This window comes from Duganella rhizosphaerae (assembly GCF_040364205.1).
Classification (GTDB): domain Bacteria; phylum Pseudomonadota; class Gammaproteobacteria; order Burkholderiales; family Burkholderiaceae_D; genus Rugamonas; species Rugamonas rhizosphaerae.
The window spans coordinates 216,477-228,556 of sequence record NZ_BPWK01000001.1 but is presented as its reverse complement, the minus strand read 5'-3'; the positions used below and the strand labels follow the sequence as shown (position 1 = coordinate 228,556).

Annotated in this window: 15 protein-coding genes; 3 read left to right on the top strand and 12 right to left on the bottom strand. The window is 60.8% G+C overall.

Annotated elements, in window-relative coordinates; translation table 11 throughout:
* Window positions 1-28: 28 nt before the first annotated feature.
* On the bottom strand, window positions 29-934 hold the full coding sequence (locus RUGAMON1_RS01020; protein ID WP_445228749.1) for a LysR family transcriptional regulator: 906 nt from the start codon (window positions 932-934) through the stop codon (window positions 29-31).
* Between the two features lie 129 nt (window positions 935-1,063).
* On the opposite strand from RUGAMON1_RS01020, the gene RUGAMON1_RS01015 reads away from it, so the two are divergent.
* The 3 genes from RUGAMON1_RS01015 (at window position 1,064) to RUGAMON1_RS01005 (ending at window position 2,613) form a co-directional block, all read left to right on the top strand.
* Entirely contained in the window at window positions 1,064-1,801 is a 738-nt protein-coding gene (locus RUGAMON1_RS01015) for an SDR family oxidoreductase (protein WP_445228748.1), read from the top strand.
* 85 nt (window positions 1,802-1,886) lie between these two features.
* Complete coding sequence (locus tag RUGAMON1_RS01010) at window positions 1,887-2,180, top strand: BrnT family toxin (protein WP_445228747.1); 294 nt, start codon at window positions 1,887-1,889, stop codon at window positions 2,178-2,180.
* A complete protein-coding gene (locus RUGAMON1_RS01005; protein ID WP_445228746.1) occupies window positions 2,152-2,613 on the top strand; it encodes a DUF433 domain-containing protein in 462 nt (153 codons plus the stop codon). Before RUGAMON1_RS01010 ends, RUGAMON1_RS01005 begins: the two co-directional genes overlap by 29 nt.
* Here RUGAMON1_RS01005 and ispF read toward each other — a convergent pair.
* The 11 genes from ispF to nuoI all read right to left on the bottom strand — a co-directional run bounded on the left by ispF (window position 2,553) and on the right by nuoI (window position 12,075).
* Complete coding sequence (gene ispF / locus RUGAMON1_RS01000) at window positions 2,553-3,041, bottom strand: 2-C-methyl-D-erythritol 2,4-cyclodiphosphate synthase (RefSeq protein WP_445228745.1); 489 nt, start codon at window positions 3,039-3,041, stop codon at window positions 2,553-2,555. The two genes, RUGAMON1_RS01005 and ispF, sit on opposite strands and share 61 nt — an antisense overlap.
* A gap of 14 nt (window positions 3,042-3,055) precedes the next feature.
* Window positions 3,056-3,769: a 2-C-methyl-D-erythritol 4-phosphate cytidylyltransferase gene (ispD, locus tag RUGAMON1_RS00995; protein ID WP_445228744.1), complete on the bottom strand. Its 714-nt coding sequence runs from the start codon at window positions 3,767-3,769 to the stop codon at window positions 3,056-3,058.
* 9 nt (window positions 3,770-3,778) lie between these two features.
* Window positions 3,779-4,483 (bottom strand): hypothetical protein, encoded by a 705-nt coding sequence (locus RUGAMON1_RS00990; RefSeq protein ID WP_445228743.1) that lies wholly within the window; start codon window positions 4,481-4,483, stop codon window positions 3,779-3,781.
* Window positions 4,480-5,034, bottom strand: coding sequence for an NUDIX domain-containing protein (locus RUGAMON1_RS00985; protein WP_445228742.1), 555 nt, complete (start codon window positions 5,032-5,034; stop codon window positions 4,480-4,482). The genes RUGAMON1_RS00990 and RUGAMON1_RS00985 overlap by 4 nt, the downstream gene beginning before the upstream one ends.
* Window positions 5,035-5,067: 33 nt before the next feature.
* Entirely contained in the window at window positions 5,068-5,373 is a 306-nt protein-coding gene (locus tag RUGAMON1_RS00980; RefSeq protein ID WP_445228741.1) for a DUF2818 family protein, read from the bottom strand.
* Complete coding sequence (nuoN, locus tag RUGAMON1_RS00975; protein WP_445228740.1) at window positions 5,373-6,878, bottom strand: NADH-quinone oxidoreductase subunit NuoN; 1,506 nt, start codon at window positions 6,876-6,878, stop codon at window positions 5,373-5,375. The genes RUGAMON1_RS00980 and nuoN overlap by 1 nt, the downstream gene beginning before the upstream one ends.
* Window positions 6,879-6,894: 16 nt before the next feature.
* Window positions 6,895-8,397, bottom strand: a complete 1,503-nt coding sequence (locus RUGAMON1_RS00970; protein ID WP_445228739.1) for an NADH-quinone oxidoreductase subunit M — start codon at window positions 8,395-8,397, stop codon at window positions 6,895-6,897.
* A 31-nt stretch (window positions 8,398-8,428) separates the two neighbouring features.
* Window positions 8,429-10,516 (bottom strand): NADH-quinone oxidoreductase subunit L, encoded by a 2,088-nt coding sequence (gene nuoL / locus RUGAMON1_RS00965; protein ID WP_445228738.1) that lies wholly within the window; start codon window positions 10,514-10,516, stop codon window positions 8,429-8,431.
* 48 nt (window positions 10,517-10,564) lie between these two features.
* A complete protein-coding gene (nuoK, locus tag RUGAMON1_RS00960; protein WP_008450334.1) occupies window positions 10,565-10,873 on the bottom strand; it encodes an NADH-quinone oxidoreductase subunit NuoK in 309 nt (102 codons plus the stop codon).
* Entirely contained in the window at window positions 10,870-11,508 is a 639-nt protein-coding gene (locus RUGAMON1_RS00955) for an NADH-quinone oxidoreductase subunit J (protein ID WP_445228737.1), read from the bottom strand. The genes nuoK and RUGAMON1_RS00955 overlap by 4 nt, the downstream gene beginning before the upstream one ends.
* A gap of 78 nt (window positions 11,509-11,586) precedes the next feature.
* Complete coding sequence (nuoI, locus tag RUGAMON1_RS00950) at window positions 11,587-12,075, bottom strand: NADH-quinone oxidoreductase subunit NuoI (protein WP_020702142.1); 489 nt, start codon at window positions 12,073-12,075, stop codon at window positions 11,587-11,589.
* Window positions 12,076-12,080: the final 5 nt, after the last annotated feature.

Genomic DNA, 12,080 nt, shown 5'->3' with positions numbered 1-12,080 from the left:
ATGGTAGCAGATCGTTTATCGATACTGGCTATCGCACCAGCGAAGTGACGAACTCCAGGAAGGCCAGCGTTTTCGCCGGCGGATGATAGCGTGACGGGTAGTAGGCATACATCGGGAAGCGCTCGTCCGGCCATGCCGTCAGCACCGGCGTCAGCGCGCCTGAGCGCAACAGCGGCTCCACCGCCAGGTCGATCACCTGCGCCAGGCCGTAGCCGGCCAGCAGTACGCTTTCCATGGTGCCGGCGTCGTTCAGCGTCAGCTGGCCGCGCGGGTTGACCACCGTGGTTTTGCCGCCGCGATGGAACTCCCAATCGTAGGGACGGCCCGTCGCCGGATTGCGGAAATGGATGCAGGTGTGGTCTTCGCTTTCAAGGTCGGACGGCTTCTTCGGCACGCCGTGGCGGCGCAGGTAGGCCGGCGTGGCAACCGTCAGCACGCGCGTGTCCATCAGCTTGCGGGCGATCAGCGACGACGATTGCGGATCGCCGAAACGTATCGCCAGGTCGAAGCCATCGCCCACCATGTCGCCCAACTGGTCGCGCGCCACCAGGTCCAGATCCAGCTCCGGATGCCGCTTCAGGAAGGCGCCCAGTTTGGGGCCCAGCAGCAGCCGCGCCAATAGCGGCTCGATGTTGACGCGCAGGCGGCCGCGCACCACGACCGCGCCCTCTCCCGCCGAGGCCACCGCCTCCTCCAGCCCCGCCAGCAGCGGCCCGATTTGCGCGTAGAAGCGGCGCCCTTCGTCCGTCAGCGATACTTTGCGCGTGGTGCGGTCGAACAGCCGGATGTTGAGCCGCGCCTCCAGCTTGGCGATGGCGCGGCTGACGCCGGACTGCGACATCTCCAAGGCCTCGCCCGCGCGCACGAAGCTGCCGGCATCGACGATCGCCGCCAGCACGCGCATGCCGTTTACTACCCGTTCGTCGAACGCCATGATGTATGCCGATTTGTCATGAATGATATGAGTTCCATGCTATCGGAGTATAGACAGTTTTGCAGCAAAATTCTTGCATGCGGACTTTCCGCCTCATTCAAGGAGATCACGATGCATGCAACGAACGATATGAAATCAGGCACGAGCGGCCGCTTGCTTGGACAGCGTGTGATTGTGCTCGGCGCTTCTTCCGGTATCGGACTGGCTGTGGCGCGCGAAGCCGTGCGCGAGGGAGCTGAGGTGCTGGTGGTGTCGAGCCAGATCTCGCGCATCGAGAAGGCGCTGGACTACCTCGGCGGCAAGGCGCAGGGCTGCGCGCTGGATCTGCACGATGAGCGGGCCATCGAGCGCTTCTTCGCCACCGTCGGCGAATTCGATCATCTGGTTTATACGGCGGGCGACGCGCTCACGATCGGCGCCTTGACCGGCTTCGACCTGGCGGCGTCGCGCTCGGTGTTTGACTTGCGCTACTGGGGCGCGCTGGCGGCGGCCAAATACGGCGCGCGCCATATCCGGGCGGGTGGCTCGATCACCTTCACGACCGGCATCGCATCGGCGCGTCCGCAGAGCGGATGGTCGCTGATGTCCAGCGTGTGCGGCGCGGTGGAGTCGCTGACGCGGGCGCTGGCGGTGGAGTTGGCGCCGCTGCGGGTCAACGCAGTATCGCCGGGGGTGGTCGCAACGAATCTGTGGGCGGACATGGCGCAAGCGCAGCGCGAGCAGTTGTTTACCGACGTCAGTGAGGCGCTGCTGGTAGGGCGAGTGGGTTCAGCGGAAGACGTCGCCGCCGCCTACCTGTTCCTGATGAGCAGCGGCTACGCCACCGGACAGGTTCACGTCGTCGACGGCGGCGCACTATTGATCTAATCGAAGGACGGTTGAGAATGCCAGGCACAGGATATCGAAACGATGTCCTGGCGACCTGGCATTTTTTTTCGGTGGCGCTTGAAGGATGTCTTTAAGCCACTACACTGAAATGACTACGTACACGTGGGACGAAGCCAAGCGCCTGAGCAACCTGCGCAAGCACGGCCTGGATTTCGCCGACGCACATACCGTGTTTGGCGCGGAATGCTATACGGCGGAGGGCACGCGTTTTCACTATGGCGAACAGCGTTTTATTACGATTGGACATTTCGCCGGCCGCGAAGTTGCAGTTATCTATACGGAGCACGATGATGAAATCAGACTTATCTCATTTCGGAAAGCAAATCGCCATGAAAGACGGACCCTGTTCGGAAAATGATGGTGACTGGACGAGCGTTATGCCTATTCCCGAAGACGAGATCGAATATGATGAAGATTGCCCTCCTTTGGAATCCGGCGTCTACTCAGAACCGATACATCGGTTTAACGGGAGAATTATTCCGCCGCGAAAGTCGCCCACCGATCCGTATGACCCTGAGGTGCTTGCCTTCATGAGATCGCTAACGCCTTTGGTTCAAATGGAACCGGCTATTTTGGGCGGTATGCCCGTATTTAAAAACACACTCGTGCCAATCAAACGTATGTTCGACTATCTACTGAGAAAAAAAACAATGGACGAGTTTTTAACGGACTATCCCGCGGTGTCCCGTGACTTGGCTATCGGCGTACTCGAGTCAGAGGCGACCTTGTTTTACGAGGAAATCAGCAAAGCGATGGACTCGGCCGCGATGCCCTCTTCCCTGCCCAGGTAGCCCAGCTTTTCATTGGTCTTGGCCTTGATGTTGACTTGGCCGACGGCCACGCCCAGATCCTGCGCGATGTTGGCGCACATGCTGGCGATGTGCGGCGCCATCTTCGGCCGCTGCGCGATGATGGTCGCGTCGATGTTGCCGATGCTGTAGCCGGTGGCCACCACGCGCCGCGCGGCTTCCTTCAGCAAGGTGCGCGAATCGGCGCCCTTGAACTGCGGATCGGTGTCCGGGAAGTGCTTGCCGATGTCGCCCAGCGCCGCGGCGCCCAGTATCGAATCGGTGATCGCGTGCAGCAGCACATCGGCGTCCGAGTGACCCAGCAGACCCACATGATGCGGGATATCGACGCCGCCGATAATCAGTTTGCGGCCTTCCACCAGTGCGTGGCAATCGTAGCCCTGGCCGATGCGGAATGGGAGTTTGGTCATTTTTCTATCCTGTGTTATTCGCCGGCGGCCAGGTACATTTCCGCGATGCGGATGTCGGCCGGCAGCGTGACTTTCAAATTACGTGGATGGCCTTCGATCAGCCGCGGCGACAGGCCCAGCATCTCGACGGCGCTGGCGTCGTCGGTGATGGCGTTGGCGTCCGGCGCGCTGCCCAGGGCGCGCAGCAGCAGCTCGTAGCTGAACATCTGCGGCGTCTGCGCCAGCCACAGGCCGTTGCGCGACACCGTCGTCGCCGCCACCGGCACCACGCCGGTCGCGCGCTTGACCGTGTCCACCACCGGCAGCGCCAGCAGGCCGCCTGCGGCATCGTCGCCCACACCGACTATCAGCTTGGCGATCAGGGCCGGCGTCAGGCCGGGGCGCGCGGCGTCGTGCACCATGATCATGTCGCCGCCGGCGACTACGCCTTGAAGCTCGCGCAGGGCATTGAGCACCGTGTCCATGCGGGTGGCGCCGCCGCAGCGCAGCACCGTCACGCCGTCCAGGTCAGCCGGCAGCACGCCGTCGATCTGGCCGTCGGTAGCGCTGACCACCACATAAGTATGCGCCACCAGTTCGCTGGCGCGGAAGGCGTCCACCGCGTGACGCAGCATCGGCTTGCCGCCTACTGTCAGGTATTGTTTGGGTCCGTCCGCCGCCATGCGCGCGCCGACGCCGGCGGCGGGCAGCAATGCAAAGTAGCGCGGTGTGTGTTTGGGTGCAGTCATAGTGTTCAGTTATTTATGGCGACGCAGCAGGATGGCGGCGATCTCGCCATCGCAGACCTTACCCATGCGGGCGTATTCTTCCGGCGTATCGATCTCCGCCTGTTTGGCCCTGCCCTTGTCGAATTCATCGCGGATGAAGGGGAACCAGGTGCCGTTGATCTCGTGCTCCAGCGCCGACATCGCCGTGCCCGACGGCGCATACAGCGGCTTGGCTTCGAAGCGTTTGTTCAAGGCCTCGCGCACCACCTGCTCCACGCGGGCCAGGTTTTCCATGTAGGCCTGCAGATGCCGTTGTTCGTGTTCGAGGATCGCCTGGTACGCGCAGGTGCCCGGCGCAAACTCGTTGCCGACATAAATCAACACCGGCGAATAATTCAGCTTCAGGTCCACGCGCGGCGCGATGCATTCGTAGCCGCTGACCGGATCCTGCAGCACCGGCCCGCCAAGGTCGACCGAATACTGGCCCTTGGTCACGGTCAGCCCCAGCGTCACCATCTTGTTGTCCATGTTGCCGGACTTCGCGGTCAACGCGCGGTATGGCAGCTGGTTGTTGATGGTGTAGCCGTTCTGTTTGGCCGACAGCACCGACACCGTTTTCGCTATCGTATCCTCGCAGCGGATCTGGAACGGCGTGCGCTGCGCGGCGGCGCTTGCCGTGCCGCTGGCCAGCAGGCCGAGACAGAGTCCGAGTCCGACGAGGATGAGGAGCTTCATAGCTTCCAGTCGCCCGCGCGCAGCTTGTCCAGCCAGAAGATGCCGATGACGGTTTTGACGTCGGTGATTTTCCCTTCGCGCACCCATTGCAGCAGCTCGTCGATGGTGGCGGTGAAGGTTTCCAGGAACTCGCCTTCGTCCAGCTTCTGCGGGCCGGCTTTCAGGCCGCGCGCCAGATACAGGTCCAGGTGCTCGTCCGAATAGGCGATGGCGTTGTGGATGGTGCTGACGAACTGCCACTCGCTGGCGGTGTAGCCGGTTTCTTCTTCCAGTTCGCGCTTGGCGCTCGCCAGAGGGTCTTCGTCATGGTCGATTTTCCCGGCCGGGAATTCGATGAACACCTGATGCAGCGGGTAGCGGTACTGGCGTTCCATCAGCACCGTGCCGTCGTCCAGCAGCGGCAGGATCACCACGGCGCCAGGGTGCAGCACGTATTCACGCGCGGTGTGCTTGCCGTCAGGGAGAGCGATGGTGTCGCGTTGGACTTTGAGGAAGTGGCCGTTGTAGACCAATTCACCGTCGATACGGGTTTCTGTCAGATGCTTGTCCATGCCTGCTCCACGTCGTTGAAGAACGATAGTGTATCAGCCGTGACGCTTGCGCAGGTAGCGGACAATGAATCCCGGGAAGCCCAGGACGATGAAGATGCAGGCGGCGATTGCGTAGAATTCCCACGTTTGCGGGAAGCGGTTGCCGATCTGCGCTTCGAGGGCGAAGCCGATGGCGCCGACGACAAAGTACAGCACCGCCATTTCCGCCAGCCGCACGAACAGCGGCTTGCGGGGCCACTTGATGGCCACCAGCGCGAATACTTTGTCATTGAAAAACGGCAGGTTGGCGGCCACCAGTGCAGCGGCGATCACCAACCAGCTTGCGACGGAAACATCCATCAGGTGTTCAGCGTCAGGGTGATGGCTTTCAGGCAGGCCGCCAGCAGCGGGCCTGGCAGCAAGCCCAGAGCGATGATGGCGATGCCGTTCAGGCTCAGTGCAAAGCTCATGTCGCCCTTGACCACGATCGGCGCATTGTCGGTCGGCTCATCGAACCACATCATCTTGACCACGCGCAGGTAGTAGAACGCGCCGATCAGCGAGAACATCACCGCCAGCACGGTCAGCCAGATCTGGCCGGTGCCCAGCACCGCGGTCAGCACCGAGAACTTGGCGGCAAAGCCCATCATCGGTGGCACGCCGGCCAGCGAGAACAGCAGGATCGACATCACAGCCGCGAACCAGCCGTTACGCTTGCTCAGGCCCTTGAAGTCGGCCAGGTTTTCCGCTTCGAAGCCGGCGCGCGACAACAGCATCAACACGCCGAAGCTGCCGATGGTGGTCAGCACGTAGGTGATGGTGTAGTACATCGCGGCGCTGTAGGCAGCGGCGGCGCCGGTACGGTCGGTGGTGCCGGCAACGCCAGCGAGCAGGCCAAGCAGCACGAAGCCCATTTGCGCGATGGTGGAGTAAGCCAGCATGCGCTTCAAGTTGGTCTGCGCGATCGCGGTCAGGTTACCGATGGCCAGCGACATAACCGCCAGCACCATCAGCATCTGTTGCCAATCGACTGCCATCGGCAGCAGGCCTTCCACCAGCAGGCGGATGCAGATGGCGAAGGTGGCGATCTTCGGTGCGCCGCCCAGCAGCAGGGTCACTGCGGTTGGCGAACCTTCATACACGTCCGGTACCCACATGTGGAACGGTACCGCACCCAGCTTGAACGCCAGGCCGGCGACCAGGAACACCAGGCCGAAGACCAGGATGGTCGGCTTGATGGTGCCGGCTGCAACAGCGGTAGCCACTTTGGCGATGTCCAGCGTGCCGGTCGCGCCGTACAGCATCGAGATGCCGTACAACAGGAAACCGGAGGCCAGCGCGCCCAGGATGAAGTACTTCATCGCGGCTTCGGTAGCCTTGTGGTTGTCGCGGCGGATCGCCACCAGCGCGTACAGCGACAGCGACATCAGTTCCACGCCCAGGTACACGGACAGGAAGTTGGAGCCGGAGATCATGACCATCTGGCCCAGCGTGGCGAACAGCGCCAGCACATAGAACTCGCCGCCCAGGTTACCGCTCAACATGCCGCGGTCGTCCGCGTATTGGCGCGAATAGACCAGGGTCAGGCCGACGGCCAGGTAGGTGAACAGCTTGAGCAGGTTCGACATCGGGTCGGACACGAACATGCCGTTGAAGGTGTAGACCGTGGTGCCGGCCGCGAAGTCGTGGTAGCTCAAGGCGCCGCAGACCAGCAGCGTCAGCAGCGACAGCACGTAGGTCACCGAGCGCTTACCCTGCGACAGGAACATATCGATCAACAGGATCGCGCAGGTGCCGACCAGCAGAGCGATTTCCGCGGACACCGGCACCATGTCGATAACTGTTTGTGGAAGTGGAGTAGTCATTTATGTGTTTCCGTTTTCAGTAAGGCAGCTTGCTGTGTGCAACGTGAGCCAGCAGGTCTGCAACCGAGGTTTGCATCGTGTCGGTGAATGGCGCTGGGTACAGGCCCATGAACAGAACAGCGACCGCCAGAATGCCCAGCATCAGGAATTCGCGGCCGTTGACGTCGACCAGTTCAGCCACATGGTGGTTGGCGACCTTGCCGAAGATGACGCGCTTGGCCATCCACAGCGAGTAGGCTGCGCCCAGGATCAGCGCGGTCGCGGCCAGCAGGCCAATCCAGAAGTTGTACTGGGTCGCGCCCAGGATCACCATGAACTCGCCGACGAAGCCGGAAGTCGCTGGCAGACCGCAGTTGGCCATCGAGAAGAAGATGAACAGCGCGGCGAACTTCGGCATCTTGTTGACCACACCACCGTAATCGGCGATCTGGCGCGAGTGCGCCTGGTCGTACAGTACGCCGATGCACAGGAACATCGCGCCGGAGATGAAGCCGTGCGAGATCATTTGTGCGATGGCGCCCTGCACACCGATGTTATTGAAGATGAAGAAGCCCAGGGTGACGAAGCCCATGTGCGCGATCGACGAATAGGCGACCAGTTTTTTCATGTCCTTCTGGACCAGCGCGACCAGGCCGATGTAGATCACGGCGATCAGCGACAGGGTGATGACGAACGGCGCCATGTAGTGCGATGCATCCGGCACGATAGGCAGCGAGAATCGCAGGAAACCGTAAGCGCCCAGCTTCAGCATGATCGCGGCCAGCACGGCGGAACCGCCGGTAGGCGCTTCCACGTGGACGTCCGGCAGCCAGGTGTGGACCGGGAACATCGGCACTTTAACGGCGAAGGCCATGAAGAAGGCGATGAAGATGAAGATCTGCTCTTTCATCGTCAGGGCGATCTTGTGCCACATCAGGATGTCGAAGCTGCCGCCCGATACCTTGTACAGGTAGATGATGGCGACCAGCGTCAGCAGCGAACCGAAGAAGGTGTACAGGAAGAACTTGAACGACGCATACACGCGGTTATCGCCGCCCCAGATACCGATGATGATGTACATCGGGATCAGCGTGGCTTCGAAGAAGAAGTAGAACAGCAGGCCGTCCATGGCGCAGAACACGCCGATCATCAGGCCGGACAGGATCAGGAAGGCGCCCATGTACTGAGCGACGCGCTTCTGGATCACCTGCCAGGCCGAGATCACGACGATCACGGTGATGAAGGCGGTCAGCGGCACGAACCACAGCGACAGGCCGTCGATGCCCAGCGAGTAGTAGATGTTGAAGCGCTCGATCCACGGCGACTTCTCGACGAACTGCATGCCGTGGGCCGCGTTGTTGAAGTGGACGATCAGCGGCAGCGTGGCGACGAAGCTGACGATGGAAGCGATCAGCGAACCAACGCGGACCAGGCCCGCATTGGAATCGCGGCCCAGGGCCAGCACGATCAGGCCGAACAGGATCGGGAGCCAGATCGCCAGGCTCAGGAACGGAGGATAGGATGTAATTGACTGCATCATGGTTATCGTTATCTCTTTGCGTATCAGCTAATTAAGCGTGCCAAAACGGCAGGAAGTAGACCAGGAACCCCAGAATGCCGAGGATCATGACGAACGCATAGTGGTAGATGTAACCAGTCTGCGCCAGGCGGGTCAGCGACGAGAACCAGGCCACTACTTTGGCGCTGCCGTTGACCAGCAAGCCGTCGATCAGGGTCTTGTCGCCGATGTTCCACAGGCCATTGCCCAGCATGCGCGCGCCGCCGGCGAATACGACCTCGTTGAACTTGTCCATGTAGTACTTGTTCTCCAGCAGCGTGTGCAGGAACTTGAACTTGGCGTAGAACCAGGCCGGTACGCGTGGATTGATCATGTAGCAGTAGTACGCCGATGCGACACCGGAGATGGCCAGCCACAGCGGCAGCGACGTCAGCGAGTGCATCGCCATCGCCATCGGGCCGTGGAACTCGTGCGCCAGTTCTTCCATCGCAGGATGGTTTTCACCGAAGGCGATCACGCCTTTGAAGAAGTCGCCGAACAGCATAGGACCGATGGTCAGGTAGCCGATGATGACCGAAGGGATGGCCAGCATCGCCAGCGGGAACCAGACCACGAATGGCGATTCATGCGGCTTCTGACCTGGGGCCAGGCCATGGTGTGCGTGGTCGTCTTCCTCGTCGTGACCATGGTCGTCGTGACCGTGGCCATCGTCGTGGGCAGCTGCCGGAACATGATGGTGGTCGTCATGCGCATGGGCCTTGCCGAAACGCTCTTCGCCGTGGAATACCAGGAAGTACATACGGAACGAGTAGAACGCGGTCACGAACACGCCAGCCAGCACGGCGAAGTTAGCGAAGCCTGCGCCCCAGATATGGGTCGCGGCGACGGCTTCGATGATCGAATCCTTCGAGTAGAAGCCCGAGAAGAACGGGGTGCCGATCAGCGCCAGGGAACCCAGCAAGGAAGTGATCCAGGTGATAGGCATGTACTTGCGCAGGCCGCCCATGTTGCGGATGTCCTGGTCGTGGTGCATGCCGATGATGACCGAACCGGCGCCCAGGAACAGCAGCGCTTTGAAGAATGCGTGGGTCATCAGGTGGAACACAGCCACCGAGTAAGCGGACGAACCCAGCGCCACGGTCATGTAGCCCAGCTGCGACAGGGTCGAGTAAGCGACCACGCGCTTGATGTCGTTCTGGATGATGCCCAGGAAGCCCATGAACAACGCGGTGATCGAGCCGATGACCAGGATGAAGGACAGCGCGGTGTCCGACAGTTCGAACAGCGGCGACATGCGGGTCACCATGAAGATACCGGCGGTAACCATGGTCGCGGCGTGAATCAGTGCCGAGATCGGGGTTGGGCCTTCCATCGAGTCAGGCAGCCAGACGTGCAGCGGGAACTGCGCCGACTTGCCCATCGCGCCGATGAACAGGCAGATACAGGCGACGGTCAGCAGCGCCCAGTCGGTGCCCGGCAGGGTCATCGCCATCAGCTGTTCCTTCTTGTGGAACACTTCCTGATAGTCCATCGAACCGGCGTAGGCCAGCAGCAGGCCGATACCCAGGATGAAACCGAAGTCGCCGACGCGGTTGACCAGGAAAGCCTTCATGTTGGCCACGATCGCCGTTGGGCGGGTGTACCAGAAACCGATCAGCAGGTAGGAAACCAAGCCCACTGCTTCCCAACCGAAGAACAGTTGCAGGAAGTTGTTCGCCATGACCAGCATCAGCATCGAGAACGTGAACAGCGAGATGTAGGCGAAGAAGCGGTTGTAGCCTTCGTCTTCCGCCATGTAGCCGATGGTATAGATGTGCACCATCAGCGACACGAAGGTCACCACGCACATCATCATCGCCGACAGCGCGTCGATCTGGAAGCCGACTTCCAGCTTCAGGCCGGCGACGGTCATCCAGTTGTAGACGGTGCCGTTGTAGTAGGCGCCGTTGACCACGTCGTTCAGCGTCAGCGCCGACAGGATGAAGGCAACCAGCACGCCCAAAATGGTCGCGGTGTGCGAGGTCTTGCGACCTACGACGTTGCCGAAGAATTGAGTTCCTAACAAGCCCGCAATCGCGGCGCCGGCCAGCGGCGCCAAGGGTACGGCTAGCAGGAGATTAGGGTTAAGTGTAACCGCCATGATGAACCTTAATCGTTATTTTTCGAGGTTTGAACTTTAGCCACGGGATCAACCCTTCAGGCTATCGAGGTCTTCAACGTTGATGGTGTCCAGGTTACGGAACATCACCACCAGGATCGCGAGGCCGATTGCCGATTCAGCAGCCGCCACGGTCAAGATGAAGAACACAAAGATCTGCCCGGCCGCATCGCCCAGGTAGTGCGAGAACGCGATGAAGTTCATGTTCACTGCCAGCAGCATCAATTCGATGGCCATCAGCAGAACGATGATGTTCTTGCGGTTCAGGAAAATACCAACGATCGAGATCGCGAACAGTATCGCGCCGAGAACGAGGTAGTGAGCGAGCGATAAAGTCATGGTGCCTCCTTAACTTCTGCCGACCCTGCAGCATCTTGGCCGCGTGTGGTGACCGGAGCGATCTTGACGATCTTCAGGCGGTCGTTACGTTTGACGCGCACTGCGTCAGCCGGGTCGAAATGTTTGGTGTCCTTGCGCTTGCGCAGGGTCAGCGCCACGGCGGCGATGATCGCGACCAGCAGGATGACGCCGGCGATCTCAAAGCCGTAGATGTATTTGGTGTAGATCAGGATGCCCAGTTCCTTGGTGCCGCCGATGTTGCCGGCGTTGACCGCCTGCTGGTCGAACGACAGGAAGGAGCGCCACAGCACGGCGGCCATTTCCAGCACGATGATGACGCCGACGAAGGACGCCAGCGGCAGGTAGCCCCAGAAGCCTTCGCGCATCTTGTCGGTGTCGATGTCGAGCATCATGACCACGAACAGGAACAGCACCATGACGGCGCCAACGTAGACCAGAACCAGCACGATGGCGAGGAACTCAGCCTCCAGCAGCATCCAGATGCCGGCAGCCGAGAAGAACGCCAGCACCAGGAACAGTGCGGCGTGGACCGGATTGCGGGCCGTGATAACGCGCGTCGCAGCCAATATCATGATGGCTGAGAAGGCGTAGAACAAAGCAGTTTTAAATTCCATAACTAACCCAAGAGATGTACAGTTTATTGATCAACACACCGCTGCGGCGGGCCGGCCGAAGCCGGAGCCCGCCTTTCATCAGCGGTAAGGAGCGTCCGCTGCGCGGGCTGCGGCGATCTCGTTTTCGTAACGATCGCCAACGGCCAGCAGCATCTCTTTCGTGTAGTACAGATCGCCGCGTTTCTCGCCGTGGTATTCCAGCACGTGCGTTTCAACGATCGAATCAACCGGGCACGACTCTTCGCAGAAACCGCAGAAGATGCACTTGGTCAGATCGATGTCGTAACGCGTGGTGCGGCGCGAACCATCGTCGCGCTGCTCGGATTCGATGGTGATCGCCATCGCCGGGCACACTGCTTCGCACAGTTTGCAGGCGATGCAGCGCTCTTCACCATTCGGATAGCGGCGCAGTGCGTGCAGGCCGCGGAAGCGTGGCGACATAGGCGTCTTCTCTTCCGGGTACTGCACGGTGATCTTGCGCGAGAACATATACTTGCCCGTCAGCGCCATCCCTTTGATCAATTCGGTCAGCATGAAGCTGCCGATGAAGTCTTTTAAACGTTCCATTTTTT